The organism is Vibrio sp. 10N.261.55.F4, assembly GCF_041470465.1.
In the GTDB taxonomy this organism is placed as follows: Bacteria; Pseudomonadota; Gammaproteobacteria; order Enterobacterales; family Vibrionaceae; genus Vibrio; species Vibrio crassostreae_C.
The window spans coordinates 60,447-81,808 of sequence record NZ_JBFRMM010000033.1 but is presented as its reverse complement, the minus strand read 5'-3'; the positions used below and the strand labels follow the sequence as shown (position 1 = coordinate 81,808).

Annotated in this window: 15 protein-coding genes; 7 read left to right on the top strand and 8 right to left on the bottom strand. The window is 45.7% G+C overall.

Features of this window, described 5'->3' with window-relative positions; all coding sequences use genetic code 11:
• The first annotated feature begins 30 nt into the window (after positions 1-30).
• Entirely contained in the window at positions 31-669 is a 639-nt protein-coding gene (locus AB4249_RS15965; RefSeq protein WP_017067927.1) for an RpiB/LacA/LacB family sugar-phosphate isomerase, read from the top strand.
• A 122-nt stretch (positions 670-791) separates the two neighbouring features.
• On the opposite strand, the gene AB4249_RS15960 is transcribed toward AB4249_RS15965, so the two are convergent.
• Both AB4249_RS15960 and AB4249_RS15955 read right to left on the bottom strand, forming a co-directional pair.
• Complete coding sequence (locus AB4249_RS15960) at positions 792-3,401, bottom strand: response regulator (protein ID WP_372103899.1); 2,610 nt, start codon at positions 3,399-3,401, stop codon at positions 792-794.
• Positions 3,394-4,623: an acyl-homoserine-lactone synthase gene (locus AB4249_RS15955; protein WP_372103897.1), complete on the bottom strand. Its 1,230-nt coding sequence runs from the start codon at positions 4,621-4,623 to the stop codon at positions 3,394-3,396. The genes AB4249_RS15960 and AB4249_RS15955 overlap by 8 nt, the downstream gene beginning before the upstream one ends.
• Positions 4,624-5,289: 666 nt before the next feature.
• On the opposite strand from AB4249_RS15955, the gene AB4249_RS15950 reads away from it, so the two are divergent.
• Complete coding sequence (locus tag AB4249_RS15950) at positions 5,290-5,682, top strand: cystatin domain-containing protein (protein ID WP_017064277.1); 393 nt, start codon at positions 5,290-5,292, stop codon at positions 5,680-5,682.
• Between the two features lie 103 nt (positions 5,683-5,785).
• Here the strand turns inward: AB4249_RS15950 and AB4249_RS15945 are convergent, their stop codons facing one another.
• Together AB4249_RS15945 and AB4249_RS15940 are read right to left on the bottom strand one after the other, a co-directional pair.
• The gene (locus AB4249_RS15945; protein ID WP_017067975.1) at positions 5,786-6,364 is read right to left on the bottom strand and encodes a hypothetical protein; all 579 of its coding nucleotides are present in this window, start codon (positions 6,362-6,364) and stop codon (positions 5,786-5,788) included.
• 212 nt (positions 6,365-6,576) lie between these two features.
• On the bottom strand, positions 6,577-8,175 hold the full coding sequence (locus AB4249_RS15940; protein WP_012600243.1) for an isocitrate lyase: 1,599 nt from the start codon (positions 8,173-8,175) through the stop codon (positions 6,577-6,579).
• 130 nt (positions 8,176-8,305) lie between these two features.
• Here AB4249_RS15940 and AB4249_RS15935 point away from each other — a divergent pair, with 130 nt between their 5' ends.
• Both AB4249_RS15935 and AB4249_RS15930 read left to right on the top strand, forming a co-directional pair.
• Positions 8,306-9,259 (top strand): LysR family transcriptional regulator, encoded by a 954-nt coding sequence (locus AB4249_RS15935; RefSeq protein WP_012600244.1) that lies wholly within the window; start codon positions 8,306-8,308, stop codon positions 9,257-9,259.
• 155 nt (positions 9,260-9,414) lie between these two features.
• Positions 9,415-11,598, top strand: coding sequence for a malate synthase G (locus AB4249_RS15930; RefSeq protein WP_372103894.1), 2,184 nt, complete (start codon positions 9,415-9,417; stop codon positions 11,596-11,598).
• A 210-nt stretch (positions 11,599-11,808) separates the two neighbouring features.
• On the opposite strand, the gene AB4249_RS15925 is transcribed toward AB4249_RS15930, so the two are convergent.
• Together AB4249_RS15925 and AB4249_RS15920 are read right to left on the bottom strand one after the other, a co-directional pair.
• Positions 11,809-13,236, bottom strand: coding sequence for an NAD-dependent succinate-semialdehyde dehydrogenase (locus AB4249_RS15925; protein ID WP_065585104.1), 1,428 nt, complete (start codon positions 13,234-13,236; stop codon positions 11,809-11,811).
• Between the two features lie 94 nt (positions 13,237-13,330).
• Positions 13,331-14,119 carry an IclR family transcriptional regulator gene (locus AB4249_RS15920; protein WP_017064281.1) on the bottom strand — a complete coding sequence of 263 codons (789 nt, stop codon included), beginning with the start codon at positions 14,117-14,119 and terminating at the stop codon, positions 13,331-13,333.
• Between the two features lie 154 nt (positions 14,120-14,273).
• On the opposite strand from AB4249_RS15920, the gene pta reads away from it, so the two are divergent.
• The gene (gene pta, locus AB4249_RS15915) at positions 14,274-15,347 is read left to right on the top strand and encodes a phosphate acetyltransferase (protein ID WP_372103891.1); all 1,074 of its coding nucleotides are present in this window, start codon (positions 14,274-14,276) and stop codon (positions 15,345-15,347) included.
• Between the two features lie 71 nt (positions 15,348-15,418).
• Complete coding sequence (locus AB4249_RS15910) at positions 15,419-16,186, top strand: TSUP family transporter (RefSeq protein ID WP_372103889.1); 768 nt, start codon at positions 15,419-15,421, stop codon at positions 16,184-16,186.
• A gap of 51 nt (positions 16,187-16,237) precedes the next feature.
• Here AB4249_RS15910 and AB4249_RS15905 read toward each other — a convergent pair whose 3' ends face one another.
• Positions 16,238-17,959 carry a cobaltochelatase CobT-related protein gene (locus AB4249_RS15905; protein ID WP_372103886.1) on the bottom strand — a complete coding sequence of 574 codons (1,722 nt, stop codon included), beginning with the start codon at positions 17,957-17,959 and terminating at the stop codon, positions 16,238-16,240.
• 3 nt (positions 17,960-17,962) lie between these two features.
• Positions 17,963-18,946 (bottom strand): AAA family ATPase, encoded by a 984-nt coding sequence (locus AB4249_RS15900; RefSeq protein WP_372103884.1) that lies wholly within the window; start codon positions 18,944-18,946, stop codon positions 17,963-17,965.
• Positions 18,947-19,208: 262 nt separating this feature from the next.
• On the opposite strand from AB4249_RS15900, the gene xsc reads away from it, so the two are divergent.
• Complete coding sequence (gene xsc, locus AB4249_RS15895) at positions 19,209-21,020, top strand: sulfoacetaldehyde acetyltransferase (RefSeq protein WP_017057935.1); 1,812 nt, start codon at positions 19,209-19,211, stop codon at positions 21,018-21,020.
• The last annotated feature ends 342 nt before the right edge of the window (positions 21,021-21,362 follow it).

The window sequence follows — 21,362 nt, the reverse complement described above, 5'->3', positions numbered from 1 at the left end:
AGTTTGCAGCAATCTTGCAGGAGAAGATAAATGAAAATCGCTTTAATGATGGAAAACAGTCAAGCAGGCAAAAATGCTATGGTATCAGCTGAACTAGAGTCAGTTGCTGGTGGTTTTGGTCACGATGTCTTCAACCTAGGAATGACAGACGAGAACGATCACCACTTAACGTATATTCATCTAGGTATTATGGCGAGCATTCTGATTAACTCAAAGGCTGTTGACTTTGTTGTGACAGGATGTGGCACTGGCCAAGGTGCTTTGATGTCACTGAACCTGCATCCGGGGGTGGTTTGTGGTTACTGCCTAGAGCCATCAGATGCTTTCTTGTTTAACCAAATTAACAACGGTAATGCTCTCGCTCTCGCTTTTGCTAAAGGCTTTGGCTGGGCAGGTGAACTCAACATTCGTTATATCTTTGAAAAAGCGTTCACAGGCGAGCGTGGTAATGGGTATCCACTAGAGCGTGCAGAACCACAGCAACGTAATGCAGCAATTTTGAATGAAGTGAAAGCGGCGGTGGTAAAAGATAACTTTATTGATTCTCTGAGAGCCATCGACCAAGATCTAGTGAAAACAGCGGTTGGCAGCGAACGTTTCCAACAATGCTTCTTTGAGCATTGCCAAAACCAAGAAATCGCTGATTATGTTCGTTCACTTTTAGATTAATTAGAGCGTTTAGTTCTGATAGAGCCAGCCTTGTTCGGCTGGCTTTTTGATGAATAATTAAAGCAATGTAATGAGACAAACAGTAATCAACTGGCTAAATTGCGATTCGTGTTTTCCTGCATCTACTCTTCATCTTCGGTTTCTTTGGAAGCATTTGAGGCACAGCCTTTCTCTAGCCAGTTATCGAGCACGCGTTGCAGTGCCTTCAAAGAGGTTGGCTTCTCTAAGCGACCATCCATCAGTTTGCTGATCATATCTAACTCGTGTTGTCCTGATTCGCCAGACAAAGCAATGATTGGTGTTTGAGGTGAGCGTGCCTTGATGATTTGGCTTGCGTCAAAACCATTCATTATCGGCATTTGTACGTCCATTAAGATCAAATCGACCTTGTGTGTTTTGAACAGCTCGACGGCATTCTCACCGTTTTTGGCTTGCAAGCTATTTACACCAAGTCGACTCAGGTACATCTGAACAAGCGTGCGTTGTACCTCTTTGTCATCGACGATAAGCACGGTTGGAGCCAAATGATTCTCTGGGGTTAGCGTACTTGTTGGTTCTGAACTTTGCGTTTCTGCTTGGTTATCTGGCTTAGCTTCAGCGTTGGTTTTGTTTTCAGTTGTGGTTTGATTACTTTTCCAATCATTGAAGTAAGGCGTACGAAGTGCGTCTGCTTTGGGTGCATTGGGTACTACCGGGAAGTACAGGTGGAACTCAGTAAACTCCCCAAGTTTAGAGTGGCACTCAACTCGGCCGCCAAATGAACGCATCACACGTTGGCAATAGCCAAGCCCTAGGCCGCTACCACCGCTTTTTTGGTAAGAGAAGAAGTCATCAAAGATCTTATGTGCAATGGCTTCGTCAATGCCAGGGCCGGTATCTCGGAATATCAGAACGTTCTCGTAAGGCCCTGTGTTGGTGCTGATCTCAATTTGGCTTTCTGGATAAGAATCAAAGTAATAGATTGCATTACGTATCAGGTTGAAAATGACGAAGTTGAATAAGGTTTCATTCAGCTTTGCCACAAAATCAGCATGTTGTGGTAAACGAATGCGTTCAATGATCTTTTCATTCTCAAAACCATAGTGGCTTACGGCTTGATCTACGGCTTTGTGGATAGAGGTCATGGCCACAGGGCCGTGTTCAGGCGTACTGTCACTGACTTCGCGCAGGATGATATCAATCAGTTGTCGCCCGCGTTGAATCGCCGCTTGGCCATTCTCAATATCCTTTAGGATTTGTTTAGCTGGGGCTTGGTTATCAATGTGCTGTTTTAACACCTCAAAATGCAGCTGCACTTGAGCCAGCGGGTTACGCATTTCGTGTGCGATAGAATTAGCAAGCGCGCGACTTTGGCGAATGCGTCTATCGGCTTCAATGGTGCTTTGTACACGAGTTAACAAGGTTTGCAGTGCAGAGATCTCTTCGTTAGAGAACATCTTATCGTTGCTCTTATGTGATGAGACCAATAAGTGCGTGACCGATTTCCCCTGACCAAATAAAGGCATCACCAAAGCGGTGTCGTTTGAGCTCATCTTGTCATATAGGGCTTTTATCGAGCGCTTGGCTGGTGCGGTGTAATCAAGCTCCTGAGACAGCTCATCGAACACTAAAACGGACTTGTTGGTAGACAGGTAATCTTCGTAGAAGGTTTCGTTGTAGTTGCTGTTCACCAGACGCAACTTGTCTTCGGGAATCTGCAATAGGCTACCTAATCGACGCATTGCATCATCAATCGACAGCTTGAAATCGTCTTCTAGTGAGAGGATCTGTTGTACTGGCGTTTTCTTGTTTCCGTAGACAAAGAACGAGGCGTAGTGGCTTACGCGCTTGTAGAGAACATGCCACGTGATGCCGATAATCGCGCAGATTGGGATAGCAACAAGCCATTGACTGTCGTCTGTCAGCGGGATAAATATCGCGCCAAAAGGGATCACCAAAATAGCACAAACCAACATCGCATTTAGGCTCATGTACGCCAGGTATTTCACGCTGTAGAAGCGCGAGGTCAGCAGGGCATAGCCAACGAACAACATTTCACTTATCGACAAAGCTGGTGGCAGCCAAGTGAGCGAGAAATCACGCAAGAAGTAGGTCATGCCTAGGTGGATCGTCGCAGTAGACAGCATGAAGACTAAAATGCCGGCGATCATATAGTTGGTTTTGGCTAAAGTTAGCTTGCTGCTGTTGGCGCGCATGGCCACCAGGTTGAGTAGTGTTAGCACTACAAAGCTAATCATCCCAATAAAGAAGTACGGCGTATGCGGGCCAAACTCAATCACGAACTGGCTTGGGCCTGCAATGGTGACGTGTTCAACGGTTAACCCCGGACTTAAATTGATAAAGAAGGAGTAGACGGTCAGGGTGACGAAAATGGCTTGCTGCCACACATGAACCTTACCATTACGTTGTTCAGCGGCGAGTTTGCACGAGAAGTAATAGGCAAAGGCAAACGCAAAGAACGAGGCGAGGTTGGCAAACTTTGCGGCGAACACGGCGGCCGAGGCCCCAAGTTCCGGTAATAAGTCGGTATGGAAATAAGCGTTACTGCTGATCCACGCAACAATGCAGATCGAATACGCGATGTAAGGGGCATGGTGTGTCCCTGCGATCACTTCGTTCTTCTGTTTCAGGCGATAGCAGTAATAGAACAACCACATGACAACCACAGCCACGGTTGCAAGCAGTGTGATTGCTTTTGCATAGATGATCGCCTCTAGGCCGAAATCAAACATGTTCATCCTTTTTCACCGAGCTAGTTTTTCCTGCCGAGCGCGACTTTTCTAATGACTTTCTGTTTTCTCGCACTGCGCGTTTGTAGCTTCGAAAATCGATATTATTGAACGCTTTTACCATCATCTCAAAATTCCAGAATCCACGATAAATTGTCGTGCCATCGTCATTTAATTCGCAATATCCAGAATGGAAGTATGCATTGGAATCAATGGTTTGATAAAACTGAAGCATGAAAGGTTGCTCGATAATAGTGAAGCCAATCTTATAGCCTATTTGGTGTAACACACTCATCAGCTCTTTTTGAGAAAGGTAGAGGAAATAGAGCTTTTGTTGGGTATTGCCACTGACTGTCAGACGTAACACCTCACACAGGGCATCTTTGTCGGACAATTGTAACTGGAATTGTTGGTCAAATTCTGGGAGAGAGTAACATTTTGACAGTGTAGGCGGTGTGAAAAGTTGTAACCCTGCGAGTTCATCGTAGCCGTAATTGGGTAAACAGTATTGCCATTGCTCATTGCTGAACGGCGGTGCGTAACTTAGCCAAGTGTCATTCTTAGACCAGTCTTGAATCAGCGCAGAGGAAACCAGTGTTGGAAAGGCTTCATCGACTGGATGCTTGAGCAGAATAAAATGCTTACCTGCCTGAGAAAGGTGTAATAAAGGCAGCATCTCAAACCATTTCTCGCCCTTGATGAACACCTCGAGATTGCTTAAAGCAATGGCATCGCTGATTGGCATTCCTTGTGGGTGACTCGGTGTTTGTACCAAAAGTGGCTCATGTTCTATCTGTTCGATGATCGCACCGTAATAAGCACTGTCATTGATAGGGAGGTCGACATGAGAAATGGAGCTTGGATTTAATGGAGATTTTGCTTTGATCGCAGCAATTTCACACTCACACCAGAAATCTAGCCAATGCATATAGCACTGCCCTACAGCCTGCTCTAGAAGAGCAATCTCTGCAGATAGTGTATTTGGATAGCGCAGAATCAGATCGCGGTAGTCCATCACCTCAAACAATACAGAGTAGCTTTTGTTTTGATGCTCTGGGAAAAGCAATTCTAACTGGCTTCTACGATATTCAGTCACGTTTTGAAAAAGCTCAGTGCGCTCATGTGGCTGATAAGTGTTGATGACGAGCTCTATCAGCGCTCGCTGTTTTATTTCGATAGACAGACTGCTAGCCAACAGTGAGCCTAAAGACGACGTTAATTTCATGTTTAACCTAGCCTAGGTTTATATAATTATTTTTATTTGATCTGCACTATCTATAGGACACTGATTTTAGGTATGTGTTTGAAGTTACGTTACTTTGAGAGAGCCAATCGTAACTTTACTTGTGTCCATGTTGTGAGAAGTAAGTTGCATAATCGGGTGAGATTTTACTACTTGCACCCACCCTTAACAATAAAGATTTTCCATATTTGAATGAATTCACAGATGAACAAAGTACATTATTATCAACAACTTGTAGGGATGGATCACAGTTTAAAATCAGACATGATTAAGCCGAGCATAAACTTTTGAATTTATAAAATAATCTCAAATATCTATTTTTTGAACCAATATCATAATCCAAATCAACATGAGCTCATCTTATTAATTACAGCGTGAATGTATTTGGTGTGAGATATGTAATTAACTGATGCATTATATCTGTCTTATACTCTCTTATTCTCTCGCTACTCATTTTAATGATTTAAATATCAGGTGGATAAAAGCAGAGCTCCAGTGCTCGTCTTGTTTTCCTGACAATCTCCTGTGTTTATAGAGTAGTTACACCATAATCTCTGATGAAGTGATGACATTCGAGGTTTAAGCTTGCCTGCATATGAAACATTATTGCGAGTAATCCCTCGTAAATGATTGAGGTAGAGAGAATTTATGAAGAACGTACGATTAACATCATTACTTGGAACAGCAACCTTGTTTAGTGTCGTGGCGTTAGCTGGGTGTAGTCAGAAATCAGAAGTACCAACTCAACCGCAAGAGAATGCGAACCCCATCTGCAGCACTAAAAACCTGACGGGTGGTTGGTCGAAAAGTGAGATAACACCAGAAGCCAAGCAAGCTTTAAACGCAGTTCTTAGCCAAATGAACACTTCAGCTGAGCTCAAGCAGATCTTGAGTGTTCGAACTCAGGTTGTCGCGGGTTTGAATTACGCTATTGAGTTTGAAATGGATAATGGTGAAGTGTGGAACACCATCGTTTACCGTTCTCTACAAGGTGACATCGAAATGACGCAACCTGCACAGAAAGGTCTTCTGTGCTCATAATCTAGATGCGTCTGTATCTTGTGAGATAGGCTTATAGCAAATAAAAATGGCTCCGTATTGGGAGCCATTTTTGTTTTTAAGAAGACTGATTTGTTGAACGTTTTCAGTCGGCCAACTCGGGCTCAGCTAACTCCTGAACACAAGCACGGCTGATGTCTTCATCAATGTAGGCCATACCGAGTTTATTGAGGTAGTCCATGCGATCAGCAGTGCGAAGCTCGATGTCGGGGCCTGCAATGTTATTGGCTTGATAAATTTCAGTGAGGTGGGACATGAATTGCTCGCCCACACTCATCATCAATAGACTCATTGCTCCTACGTCCGGTCTTACTTTGGCACGTTGCTTTTCAGATAAGTTTACCGCTAATACGATAGGCTGTTCTTCACCTTCGAAGCGAACGCCTCGCTCACGAACGGTTTGTTGAGCCCAGTAATATGCCAGTTCTTTGCTCTGGGTGAGAAACACTGGCTCAACCGATTCGGTGTAGTTGTTGCCGATGGTCGCCATAGTTTTTGAAGCTGCTTCGTTGAGCGCTTTGTCTCCAGAACGTTTTAAACCTTGGCCTTGAATAGAAGCCAATAAAGCGGAAGATGTGCCGTGATACCAAGTATCACCCGTCGCGAAACCATTCTCTGATAACAGTGTTTTTGCATCTTGTAGGTGTGTAGGTATTGAAGTCATAGGCACTCTCAAAAAATAAGAATCTTAACAAATAGGAATCTGAACAAATACGTATACAGTTAGCTTAAACAGAAGTTGTTCGGTTAACCGTGGTGTGGAACACAAATCTGAGGCTTTGAGATAAAGCTGGCAGAACAAGCTTTATCTCAAAGCCTTCCCCCGGATCTTACCTAAGTAAGAGAGAAGGACGGGGGAGGCTTTAGCGTTAGCGATTAATCAAATTGGTTCGATGTATTCGCTTCACCTGCAGCTTTTAGTGCGTTCTCACCAGCAAAGTACTCTTTGTGGTCATCACCCATGTCAGAACCAGACATGTTTTGGTGTTTAACACATGCGATGCCTTGGCGGATTTCTTTACGCTGAACATTCGCAACGTAACCTAACATGCCTTGGTCGCCGAAGTACTCTTTCGCTAGGTTGTCAGTAGACAGCGCAGCAGTGTGGTAAGTCGGTAGCGTAATCAAGTGGTGGAAAATACCCGCTTCACGTGATGCGTCTGCTTGGAATGTACGGATCTTCTCGTCAGCGCTTGCAGACAGTTCAGTTTCATCGTATTCCGCGCTCATTAGGCTTGCACGGTCGTAAGCTGAAACATCTTTACCTTCTGCTACCATCGCATCGTAAGCTTGCTGACGGAAGTTTAGCGTCCAGTTGAATGATGGAGAGTTGTTGTAAACCAGTTTCGCATTAGGGTGTACTTCACGTACGCCGTCCATCATCTCTTTGATTTGACCGATGTGTGGTTTCTCAGTCTCAATCCAAAGTAGGTCAGCACCTGCATTGATTGCTTCGATACAGTCAAATACACAACGATCTTCACCAGTACCTTGGCGGAATTGGTATAAACCTGAAGGTAGACGCTTAGGTCGAACTAGCTTGCCGTCACGGTTGAAACAAACATCGCCTTCAGCCATATCAGCAACATCAATCTCTTCAACATCTAGGTATGAGTTGTAGATGTCACCTTGGTCGCCCGGCTCTTTCACTACGGCGATTTCTTTTGTTAGGCCAGCACCTTGTGAATCGGTACGAGCAACGATGATGCCGTTGTCGATGCCTAGCTCAAGGAAAGCGTAACGAAGCGCACGAAGTTTTGCGTGGAAGTCAGCGTGTGGAACCGTTACTTTGCCGTCTTGGTGACCACATTGTTTCTCATCGGCTACTTGGTTTTCGATTTGTAGACAACAAGCTCCCGCTTCAATCATCTGCTTAGCCATTAGGTAAGTCGCTTCTGCGTTACCGAAACCAGCATCGATATCGGCAATGATTGGCACTACGTGTGTCACGTGGTTGTCGATTTTGTCTTGAATACGGTCTTGTAGGTTCACATCGCCTGCTTCACGCGCAGCGTCTAGCTCACGGAATAAACCACCCAGTTCACGAGCATCGGCTTGGCGTAGGAATGTGTATAGCTCTTCTACTAGGCCAGCAACGGATGTTTTCTCATGCATAGATTGGTCTGGAAGTGGACCAAAGTCAGAGCGAAGTGCAGCAACCATCCAACCAGAAAGGTATAGGTAACGACGGTCAGTCTTGCCATCAAAGTGCTTCTTAATAGAAATCAGCTTTTGTTGGCCGATGAAACCATGCCAGCAACCCAGAGACTGAGTGTATTGAGAGCTGTCTTCGTCGTAAGCCGCCATGTCTGCACGCATGATATCTGCCGTGTATTGCGCAATATCCAGACCTGTTTTGAATTTGTTTTGAGCTCGCATACGAGCAGCAGATTCAGGGTTAATTGCATCCCATGGAGCACCAGCAGCGCTTTTTGCAACTTCTATCATTTCGATATCTTGTGTAATTTGCGACATAACTATTCCTTAGTTTCACGTGGGGTATGGTTGCCAAATTGGCTTGGATTAAAACTTTGCTATGGACAAAGAATAACCACTCATGTGATAATTTTGTTAATTTATAGTTATTATATTCGGTATTTTTCTTATGAATATTGCTCGTATAGACCTTAATTTGCTTGTGTATTTAGACATGTTGCTACGTGAAAGAAACGTTACACGAGCAGCAAATCAATTGGGTATTACTCAACCAGCCATGAGTAATGGCCTTCGCCGATTGCGTGATCTGTTTGAAGACCCGCTATTAGTAAGAACAAGTGAAGGGATGATACCGACCGAACGCGCGCATAAGTTGCAGCCACTGATTCGAAACATCTTGGCGAATGTAGAGAAGACACTGCAACCGACCACAGAGTTTAATGCAGAAGACAGTGAACGCGTGTTTCGTATCATGGCGAGTGACTATGCAGAGTCGACCATTATTCAACCTCTTCTGAAAAGGTTAAGTGAGATAGCACCGAAAATACGACTGGATATCATGACGCCAAGTGACGTGAGTTATCAGGATGTAGAGCAAGGTACCGTTGATATAATTATCAACCGATTTGACGATATTCCTCAGTCGTTTCACCAGATGAGCCTCTGGCACGACGGGTTTTCTTGCCTATTTAGTTGTGACAACCCGATCGCCGACAACTTCGATATTTTGTCTTATTTAAAGGCACAACATATTTGGGTAAGTAAGACAGGTATGGGAACGGGAGTGGGAATAAACCCAAGTGAAGCACAAAAGCTTGGTTGGATAGATGAGGCATTAATGCGCATCGGTAAAACCCGTAACATCACGGTGTTTACTCGACACTATTTGTCGGCGATTCTCTTCGCTCAGCAGAAGAACCTTATCCTGACTATTCCTACCAAAGCAGCTCAACTGCAGCGCAATAATCCTAGATTGTTGATCAAGCCTGCGCCATTTGCGATTGAACCCTTTGAGGTGAAGATGGCGTGGAGTCCATTGTTACAAACCAATCCAGACCATCAGTGGATGCGTCGTTTGATTAAAAGTGTCGCTAACGAAATCGAGAGTGGAGTGACGGAATAACATAGTTTGTAGGGTATTTTTTATATGAATATCCAATATAACCGGCATAAATTAGCTAAATTCATGTCCGTTAAGTAAGTTTAAATCAGTAAAGTAAATTTGAGCTAGTCACGAAAATTTATTGAGTAGCCATCAATTAGTTTGAGAGAGATTTTATGAGCAGTCGTATTCAACAGGGAAGCTTGAGCATTGATAGCACCCTCTACCAATTAATTAATGAGCAGGTCATTCCTGGAACAGGCATTGTCGCAGAGGACTTTTGGCAATCTTTCGCAGCCATCCTTAAAGACCTGGCACCAAAGAATCGTGCTTTGCTTATCAAGCGTGAAGATCTTCAACATCAAATCGATGTGTGGCACCAAGAGCGTGCTGGTCAAATATTAGATGCTGCAGAGTACAAACAGTTCCTACAGCAGATTGGCTACCTAGTACCTGAAGGCGAAGACTTTCAAGTTACCACTGCAAGCGTAGAGCCTGAAATCGCAACACAAGCTGGGCCGCAGCTTGTGGTGCCTATTATGAACGCGCGATTTGCACTTAACGCAGCAAACGCGCGCTGGGGCAGTTTATACGATGCGCTCTACGGAACGGACGTGATCAGTGAAAGTGATGGCGCGGAAAAGGGCGGAAGCTTTAACCCTGCTCGTGGCGCTAAAGTAGTGACTTATGCTCGTGAGTTCCTTGATGATGCAGCGCCATTAAACGGTGTCTCTCATAAAGACGTGACCAAATACAGCATCAGTAACGCTAGCATCGGCAATAAGCTCATAGCGACACTCGATAACGGCGAAGAAGTCACTCTCATTGATAGCGACCAGTTCATTGGCTATCAAGGTGACGCAAGTTCCCCTTCGTGCATTCTTCTTAAACACAATAATCTGCACATCGAAATTCAAATTGACCCAAGCGCACCGATTGGTAGCGTTGATGTGGCGGGTATTAAAGATGTGTTGGTCGAAGCTGCCCTAACAACCATTATGGATTGCGAAGACTCGGTTGCTGCAGTTGATGGTGAAGACAAAGCATTGGCTTACCGTAACTGGTTAGGCTTGATGAAAGGTGATCTGCAAGAATCACTAGAGAAAAACGGCAAAACTATTGTTCGTAACCTTAATCCCGATCGCCAATACACCAGCGTGACGGGTGGTGAGATTTCACTAAAAGGCCGCAGCATGTTGTTCATCCGTAATGTCGGCCACTTGATGACTAACCCTGCCATTATTGATGCCGAAGGTAATGAAGTGCCTGAAGGCATTATGGATGGCATGATCACTTCGTTAATTGCGATGCATGATTTAAAAGGCAACAGCGCGTACCAAAACTCGACTGCGAACAGTATCAACATCGTAAAACCTAAGATGCATGGCCCTGAAGAAGTCGCCTTTACTAATGAATTGTTTGGCCGTATTGAAGATGCATTAGGGCTAGATCGATTCACGATAAAAGTCGGCATCATGGACGAAGAGCGTCGTACTTCGGTTAACCTTAAAGAATGTATTCGTGCAGCTAAAGATCGTGTTGTGTTTATCAACACAGGTTTCTTAGACCGAACGGGTGATGAGATTCACACCAGTATGGAAGCGGGGCCTTTTGCTCCTAAAACACAGCTGAAAACCATGACTTGGATTGGCGCATACGAAGATCAAAACGTTGATCTTGGCTTAGCTTGTGGCCTGCAAGGTAAAGCCCAGATTGGTAAAGGTATGTGGCCAGAGCCGGATAATATGGCGAAGATGATGGACGCGAAAATCGGACATCCACAAGCGGGTGCCAATACCGCTTGGGTTCCTTCTCCAACCGCCGCGACTTTGCACGCGCTGCACTATCATAAGGTGAGTGTACCAAGCCGTCAGAAAGAGCTTCGTGAGCGAGTGAGAGCCAATGTCGATGATATTCTTACTATCCCGTTACTGGGCGATCAAAAGCTTACCGCGCAAGATATTCAAAGTGAACTGGATAACAACACCCAAGGTATTTTGGGTTATGTGGTTCGTTGGATTGACCAAGGCGTTGGTTGTTCGAAGGTACCTGATATTAACGATGTAGGGTTAATGGAAGACCGAGCGACGCTGCGTATTTCAAGCCAGCATATTGCGAACTGGTTACGTCACGGCATTTGCGAGGAAGCTCAGGTAATGAAAACCATGAAGCGTATGGCCGCAGTGGTGGATGAGCAAAACGCTGGCGACCCGAGTTACCGTAACATGGCGCCTGATTTTGAAAACAGCATTGCATTTTCAGCGGCGTGTCAGTTGGTATTCGAAGGCTGTGCTCAGCCGAGCGGTTACACCGAGCCAGTGCTGCACGCGATGCGTCTAAAACTGAAAGCACAGGAATAGCGAAGCAACCGAATAACAAAAATAGAGAATGTAAAATACTAAAAAAAGAAACCCCCCTTTAACCGAGCCCAAGGTGCCGCGCTTTTATAGCGCGGCTTTTTTTTGATTCATTTTTGTGAAGGGAAAGGTGGAAGTGGGTCAGGTTAGTGATCACTAAGACTTAATTATTTCCGAGCCCTAATCACTGCCAGAACTTAGTTACTACCAACCTTATTTTCCGCCAAAGCAAAGATACTTAATGTCCATGTACTCATCGATGCCTTCTTTCGCACCTTCACGGCCAATACCTGATTGTTTCACGCCACCGAAAGGCGCGACTTCGGTTGAGATCAGGCCATCATTAATACCCACCATACCGTACTCAAGTGCCTCTGCGATGTTCCATACTCGATGAATGTTCTGACTGTAGAAGTACGACGCTAATCCATAAATGGTATCGTTGGCCATCTCGATAAGCTCTTCGTCCGTGTCGAATTTCATCACAGGCGCGACTGGGCCAAATATCTCTTGTTGAACGATGTCCATGCTGTGTTTTACATCTTTAAGAACAACAGGCTGAATGAAAAGCCCATTAAGCTCCTGAGTTGGCGTGACAGGCGCAGCACCTTGTTCAATCGCTCGGTTTATCAAAGCTTGGATGTTGTTCTTCGCATTCAGGCTGACAACAGGTCCAATCGTGACACCCTCATCTAAACCGTTACCAATCTTAAGCTGCTGAACCGCTTGATCGAATTTAGCCACAAACTCATCGTACACTTTACTGTGAACGTAGAATCGGTTCGCACAGACACATGTTTGACCTGCATTACGGAACTTCGACGCCATTGCGCCTTGAACGGCCGCGTCGATGTCAGCATCGTCAAACACAATAAAAGGTGCATTGCCACCAAGCTCCATAGAGGTGCGTTTGATGCCTTTTGCAGCTTGAGCCATCAAAATGCTGCCCACACGGGTCGACCCAGTGAAAGAGATTTTTTTGATCAACGGATGCGAAGTGAATAGGTTGCCCACTTGTTCAGGGCTTTCACCAAGAACGACTTGAAGTAGATCCTTAGGGATACCCGCTTGATAAGCCAGTTCAACCACAGCAAACGCAGACAGCGGTGTCTCATCCGAAGGTTTCACGACAAAGCTACAACCCGCAGCTAAGGCAGGAGCCGCTTTACGAGTGATCATTGCAATAGGGAAGTTCCATGGCGTAATCGCGCACGCCACTCCGATCGGTTGCTTGATGGTCACCAAACGTTTGCCTGCGACTGTGCTAGGAATGGAATCACCATAAGTGCGCTTTGCTTCTTCTGCAAACCACTCAATGAAGCTCGCGCCATACACCACTTCGCCTGCCGCTTCGGCTAACGGTTTACCTTGTTCAATCGTCATGATTCGAGCAAGGTCATTCTTGTTTTCGAGGATCAACTGGTGCCAGCGATGAAGTAGTGCAGCACGAGATTTAGCAGGGATTTTTGCCCACTCTTTTTGCGCTACATGAGCTCGTTCAATCGCGCTCGATAACTCTGTTTCTGATGATATCGGTGCGTGCCCGATGAGTTCACCCGTTGCTGGGTTTGTGACTGCAACTGCGTTGTTCGCTTCTGTCACCATAAAAGAGAGTAAGTGCTGGTTATCAATGTTTAGCATCGTGATTCCTTCTTGATGATTACTTAACACGTGTTGGTGCTGTTATTGAGTTGATGTCTATGCAGTGCTGATGATTCGCTTTAGCCTGCCAAGGTTATTCTTGCGCCCAGTTGTCTGCTTCTATCTTCGCTAATGCTTTTGCTGCTTTTTGAAGTGCGGGCAAGAATTTTATTGCTTCGTCCGGTTTCACTCGAATCACAGGTGCTTGTATCGCTAGGCCTAGGTTTGATTGACCTGTTGGTGAGGGTATCAGCACAGCGATACAGACTAAGCCTGGCAAAAACTCTTCATCATCAATCGCAAAACCTTGGATTTTCGCTTCTTCGATGTCTTTCTCTAGAGTCGAATAGTCGGTAATCGTGTTCACGGTGTATTGAGTCAGCGGCACGTTTTCAATTAATCGTCTGCGCTGCGACTTAGACATGTGTGCTAAAAACAGTTTGCCGGTAGCCGAGCAGTGCACGGGAACGCGAGAGCCGGGGTGCAGGTGAAAGCGAAGGGGGGCTTCAGTTTCGGCACGATCGAGATAGATGATTTCGCCACTTGAAAGAGCGGTCAGGTTACAACTCTCACCGACTTCTGCTCTCAGGTTCTCAAGGATAGTGCGTCGCGCGCTGTGCATGGTGCTATTCAAAAGTAGGTTTTCGGCAAGTTTTCTGAGTCGAATACCTGAGCTGTAGTGCTTTTCGTCGCCATCTCTTTGAATGATGCCCGCCGCTTCTAACTGTTGAAGCATTCGGTGCAGCGTGGGTTTTGGCAATCCAGTTTCTTCGACTAATCCTTGCAGAGAAATAAACTCGTCTTTTTGCGCTATCACCTCTAATAGTGCAAAAAGTCGGAGGGTCGGTGTATCCCCTTGAACTTGCGGTGTTTCTGTTTGCATACAGTGATTCATCCTTGCGATATGTCTATGCCTAAGAGTGTACATACCAAATCATTATTCTTCAATTATCTGAATAAAATTTGATCTTTTTTATTATTCCAATAATATAAATGTAAATTATGGAACAATTAATCTCAATAAATGGAATTTAAAGATGAAGGCGATTGAACGGATTATTGATAAAGCTCATTTAGATCGTAAGCGTGTTGTTTTGAGTGAAGCGGAGGACCCGCGAGTGCTAGCTGCTGCAAGAATGGCAATCGACAAACAGCTCGCTCACATCACACTCGTGGGCGATGAATCGGCGATCATCGCTGCTGCAGAACTGCATCACATTAACCTGGCTGGCATTCATATTGTTTCTCCTCAGGCGTCGTCACTCAAAGAGGTGCTCGCTGAGCGGCTGTATACATTAAGAAAAGCTAAAGGCATGACTTATGATGACGCCCTAGAGCTGGTTCAAGATCCACTTGTTTTTGCCAATTTGATGGTAAGGGAAGGACTGGTAGACGGCACAGTTAATGGCGCGGTTTATACCACGTCTGATGTGGTGCGAGCTGCGCTGCAGATTATCGGCCCTGCACCGGACAGCGAATTGGTGTCGAGTTTCTTCTTGATGATGCTGTGTGAGCCTTTCCATAATCTTAAAGGCGGTATGATTTTCAGCGATTGTGGTTTGGTGATTAACCCCACTGAAACCGAGCTGGCATCGATTGCCGTGGCCGCATCAAACAGTGCTCAAACGCTACTGATGGAAGAGCCTAAAGTAGCGATGCTGTCGTTTTCGACCAACGGCAGTGCCAAACACGAATCGGTCGATAAGGTTCGTAATGCTGCTCAACTCGTGAAACAACGTTGTCCCGGAATCGCCGTCGATCAGGACGTTCAACTCGATGCGGCGATTGTCACTGAAATAGCGGCGAAAAAGTTGCCTGATTCAGAGGTCAAAGGTCAATCTAACGTGTTGATATTTCCTAACTTAGAAGCGGGAAACATAGGCTATAAGCTTGCGGAAAGGTTAGGTGGTGCGGTTGCGATTGGCCCGTTGCTGCAAGGGCTGAATCAACCCGCGAATGACTTATCCAGAGGCTGCAGTACTGAAGATATCTTTAATGTTATTGCCGTTACCGCAGTACAAGCGCAGCAAGGGAAAGCGTCTGACTCTAAGGCTGACTCTGAAGCTGATGGTGAAGAGAGCGAAGAGTCGGAGTTTGAATTCCGGTATTAACACTCGTTGCTTAAACTAATGCGGAATCTTGCACTCATATTTACCCCCAAATAACCTAATTAGGATAGCTAATGGAGTTACCTGTTTTACTCGCCATTCTTGCCACCATTGCGGTAGGTACTTATTTCCAAACTGTCACTGGATTTGGTCTCGGTATCATTGTGATTGGGCTAACGGTCAGCCTTAATTTGGTATCCCTACCCGTTATAGCCGCTGTGGTCAGTATTGTGACCTTGTTCAATTGCTTGGTGGCGTTGATGGGTAAGCCACTGCTTGGGGAACTCAAGATTCTGGTGGTGTTAGTCATCGGTATTATTCCCGGCGTATCGATGGGCGTGTACTTGCTGGACGCGTTGAGCGAGTCGGCAACCCAAATCCTACGAGGGCTATTGGGTGCCATGGTGTTGTTCGCTGGTTTGAGCTTTATGTTTAAACCTAAAACTAGAACGGTCCGTTCGACAACCGTATCTTTCCTTGTCTCAGGATTTAGCTCTGGGTTAGCGGGGGGATTATTTGGGATGGCAGGTCCACCGATTGTTTATCATCTCTATCGGCAACCTTTTTCGCTCGATCTGGTGCGAAGCACACTGCTGATGGTTTTCGCTTGTACGTCGATGTCCCGTACGGTCAATGTCTATGCGGCGGGCGACATGGAACAGAGCATATTGTGGTTATCCGCTATTGCTGTTCCTCTGGTGGCGCTTGTCACAATGTTTGCTCGGCGTTTCCCATCGCCGTTGTCTAATGATCAACTCAGAAAGCTGGTGTTTACGGTGTTAATGCTGATAGGCGGATATTTGATGGCTGTCTCTGCATGGTCGTTGTTTGGCTCCTCGTAAAACCATTCTCGACAAAGGAGGCTAGTGATTCGCTAGCCTAAGCTTCCCTGTTTAAACACGCTTTAGCATCTCAAATATGCTCCTAGATAGCCCAAACAAGCAGCTCTCTTGTACATCTAACGTGATGTTGCTGCGATAGTACGGGCTCAAATCCACTCCCATTCCCACACCATGAATCTCAATACCGTTTTTGGTCGACTCACGTTCAATCACCTGTTTGAGATGGTTATCTAAATAGAACTGATCGTTGGCGGTACTGGTAGCGGTATCCATCGGGCAGCCGTCTGAGAACACAATCAAAACCTTTCGCTGGGCGGTGTGCTGCTGCAATCGATGACTCGCGAACTGAACCGCTTCGCCATCAATCCCTTCTTTAAAGATGTCGGCTTTACGAAGACTCGCAATGCCAAGTCGAGAACGTCTCCAATGGGTATCAAAATCTTTAAACACGATGTGCCGAACTTCGTTTAAGCGGCCCGGGTGCTTTGGTTGGCCTTGTTTAAGCCACTGCCGATAGACCTTGCCACCGTTCCAGTTATTGGTCGTAAAGCCAATAATCTCGAAAGGGATGTTGGCCAGTCCAACGGATTTGAGAATTGTATCAATCAGTAGGCTTAGCTTGTGACTGTGCTTTTGCATTGAGCCAGAGCAGTCCATCAAAAATGTGGTGGCACATTGATGAGATGTACCGATGTCAGGTTGATAAAAGACAGTGCTATCCAATGGCGATGTGACGAGCTTGGTGATGGTGGTGGCGTTAACAATGCCTTCTTCTAAATGGTCCTGACGTCGGTTCCTCTGTGGTGTGGCAACAAAGCTAGTAAGCATAGCGGCTAAACGGCGAGTGTTGACTTGTCTCGCCATGATGTCATCGGTTAGCTTTTGTCTCAGTTCGAGTAATAGGGTACGCCTGACGAGTTTGTCTGCGGCGATGACTTGATCAAATTCTGAATTAAAGACCTGATAATTGGCGCCCGACAACTCGAATACCTTGCTACTGCCTGTGATGTCGGTATCGACGTCTTGATCTTGAATGTCACCATCAACAATCAAGGCAAGCTGTGCAAGGATCTTGATGTCTTCTTCAACGGTTGGTGTGGGTGAGTTATCACTTTCCTGTTCTTGGATGATTAACTCTTGTGCAAGGGCTGCAAGCTCATTGGCACTGTGTGCAAACTGTTCTTGGTCTGTTCTATGTTGCTTTAAGCGTTTAAAGCTGTGACCGAAGGTAGGCACGATGCCGGCGCGAGTCGATTCAATGGTCTCAGCAATGGGTTCCGAAACCGGAACACCGGTTAAGCGGGTGTGGATGACTTGCATCAGAGTAAACAGCAACATGCCTATTCGTGATTCGGTGAAGCCATTCTGATGATATTGGTCGCTCCAATACGCAAAGTTGAACTGAATGCTGGTGGTAACGCCTTTTAGATAAGATGGAACTTGCGATTCAATTCGCACCTGCTCGCAGAAGTCATATAACAGACGTTCGACCTCGTTTTTCGGTCGCAATGAGTAGTGAAGATCAGCATCTGAAAGCAAGAGTCGTAATGCCGATGAATCGATCTTGCCTTGCATCGAAAGCTTACTGTTTTTCAGCTCGTGGCGAGATACAAAGGTGAGATCGTTGGTGTGGGCAGACTGGTAATAACAGGGCTTATTGCCTTTATAGAGTCGTTCTCCCCGATAGTTCAGATCGAGTTCACCACTGATTGCTCTGGCGACAGACACACCAATATCGAGGCTCTTTTTCTGCTGAGAAGAAATATTGGCCATGGTTTACGACTCCGAGTGCGAATAATTTTGAGTATGCGCTTCCAAGGCTTCACCAAAGCAACGGAAATAGTATTCGCTAACCAGTTCTTTCTCTTCGTCTTCGCAGCGATTTAAGAATGAAAGCCTAAATGCCGTCGCTACATCGTCGAATATTTGGATGTTTTCAGCCCAAGTGAGCACTGTTCGCGGAGACATCACAGTCGAAAGGTCGCCAGCCCGAAACCCGTTACGCGTTAACCCTGCGGTCGCGATCATTTTCTCTACTAACTGCTGGCCACTTTCATTATTCAGCTCTGGAAGTTTGGATAACACTATCTTGGTTTCATGTTGTGGGTCTAAATAGTTGAGCGTAGCGATGATGTTCCATCTATCTAACTGACTGTGGTTAAGCACTTGAGTACCCGAATACAAACCTGAAAAATTACCCAAGCCAAGCGTGTTGCAGGTAGCAAACAGGCGGAAAGAAGGGTGGGGAGTGATCACGCGGTTTTGCTCGAGAGAAGTGTATTTGCCGTCTTGCTCTAAGAGTTGCTGAATCACAAACATCACATCAGGTCGACCCGCGTCGTATTCGTCCAATACCAATGCGATGGGTTGCTGGATACTTTGTGGAAGAATGCCTTCCTTAAACTCTGTTACTTGCATTCCGTCTCTAATGACGATGCTGTCTTTACCTATGAAATCCAAGCGACTTAAGTGTCCGTCTAGGTTGATCCTCAAACACGGCCAATTCAATCTTGCGGCAATTTGCTCAATGTGAGACGACTTACCCGTTCCGTGTGTGCCTTGTATCAATGTGCGACGATTGGAGGTGAACCCCGCCAATATAGCCAACGTCACTTCAGGATCAAAACAGTAATTTGGATCGACTTTAGGAACATATTCGCCCGCATGTTCAAATGCCATCACGGTTAGGTTGCTGTCGATCCCAAAGCGTTCTCTCACGCTTACTGGTTGCGTTGGTATCAATTCCGTCTCTTTCATCATATTTCTCTCTATATAGCTCATCACTTGTCGCTGCTATCGCGATATGACATCGATTATTAACAGTTCTTCTTAAGTTAATGGCACTTTTTGTACGAAAAACTACCAATAATGTGATCAAGTTTTATTAATTAGAATGAATTGTTCCAATTTAATATAAAAAGTTGACGCGCAAAAATTCTACTACTAAGGTGAAAATGAATTCGAAAAAGAGACAATTCATTCCGAAAAATGAAATTTTGGTTAACTCAAGGAGAATGGAAGAATGAGCGAGCAAGAAAAACGTACGGTTGTTTCCGGCACAGTAACAATGACACCATCAGAAGCGTTCGTTGAAACTATGGTTGCTAATGATGTTACCGATATGTTCGGCATCATGGGGTCGGCATTTATGGACGCAATGGATATCTTTGCTCCTGCTGGCATTCGATTGGTCCCAGTAGTACACGAGCAAGGCGCTGCTCACATGGCAGATGGTTACTCTCGTGTATCGGGTCGCCATGGCGTGGTTATTGGGCAAAATGGCCCTGGTATTAGTAACTGTGTGACTGCGATTGCAGCGGCGTTCTGGGCACATAGCCCTGTCGTGATTGTGACGCCAGAGACAGGTACAAAAACAATGGGCTTAGGTGGTTTCCAAGAGTGTAACCAGCTTCCAATGTTCCAAGAGTTCACTAAGTATCAAGGACACGTAACGCACCCAGACCGTATGGCGGAATACACGGGTCGATGTTTTGACCGCGCGATGAGTGAAATGGGTCCAACTCAACTGAATATTCCACGTGACTACTTCTACGGCGAAACTCAAACTGAGATCCCTAAACCCGCGCGTTTAGACCGTGGTCCAGGTGGCGAGAAATCTCTAAATGAAGCGGCAGACCTGATTGCTGAAGCGAAATTCCCAGTCATAATTTCTGGTGGCGGCGTGGTAATGGCAGATGCAGTTCAAGAGTGTGCAGCGTTGGCGGAAAGACTGGGGGCACCCGTTGTGAACAGCTACCTGCACAATGACTCGTTCCCTGCTAGTCACCCATTATGGTGTGGTCCTTTAGGCTACCAAGGTTCGAAAGCAGCAATGAAGTTGATGGCTCAAGCGGATGTGGTTATCGCTTTGGGTACACGTCTTGGTCCATTTGGTACTTTGCCTCAACATGGCATGGACTACTGGCCGAAGAACGCGAAAATCATTCAGATTGATGCAGACAACAAGATGCTAGGTCTGGTTAAGAAGATTTCGGTTGGTATCTGTGGTGATGCGAAAGCAGCTGCGGTTGCTCTATCTGAAAGATTGGAAGGCCGTGCATTGTTGTGTGATGACAATAAAGGCGCTCGTCAAGACACGGTCGCAACAGAGAAAGCACTTTGGGAAAAAGAGCTTGATGAGTGGACACACGAACGTGACTCGTTCAGCTTGGATATGATTGAAGAAAACTCACACGAGACTCCGTTCTCTGGTGGTGAATACCTTCACCCGCGCCAAGTATTGCGTGAGCTAGAAAAAGCGATGCCAGAAGACGTAATGGTCTCAACCGATATCGGTAACATCAACTCGGTGGCAAACAGCTACTTACGCTTTGAAAAACCACGTAGTTTCTTTGCGGCAATGAGTTTTGGTAACTGTGGTTACGCGTTCCCGACCATCATTGGCGCGAAAGCAGCAGCACCTCATCGCCCAGCTATCTCTTATGCAGGCGACGGTGCGTGGGGCATGAGCCTGATGGAAACCATGACATGTGTTCGTCATAACATTCCAGTGACAGCCGTGGTATTCCACAACCGTCAATGGGGTGCAGAGAAGAAGAACCAAGTCGACTTCTACAACCGACGCTTTGTTGCCGGTGAGCTAGATAACCAAAGCTTTGCTGAAATCGCACGAGCAATGGGCGCTGAAGGTATCACGGTTGATAAGCTAGAAGATGTAGGTCCAACCTTGCAAAAAGCCATCGACATGCAGATGAACGAAGGCAAAACAACCATCATTGAAATCATGTGTACTCAGGAGTTGGGCGACCCGTTCCGCCGAGATGCGCTATCAACACCGGTTCGTTTCCTAGATAAATACAAAGATTACGTATAAGTCGTAGGAAGTTTGTCCGGCCACGGTATTTTCGAGAGTGTTAGAGAAAGTGCAATCGAGAATGTGGTCGGGCAATATTAACGGGTATTGGCAATGTACTTAAGTGAATACCGGCAACCCGTATTTCAATAATCCTTAGTCAAACGTTAGAACATGAATTAAATGGCTGTTGTACATATAAGTGGTTTTAGTTATATAAACTTTGTCGTTCCTTATTAATCGACCCTTAGCTAATTGCTCCTTAGTTAATGGTTTTATAACTGTTAGTTATTGATGAGGATATATGGCCATTGATAAAGACATATACCTATTGTCATTTTTAAAATCATTCGTAACGATACT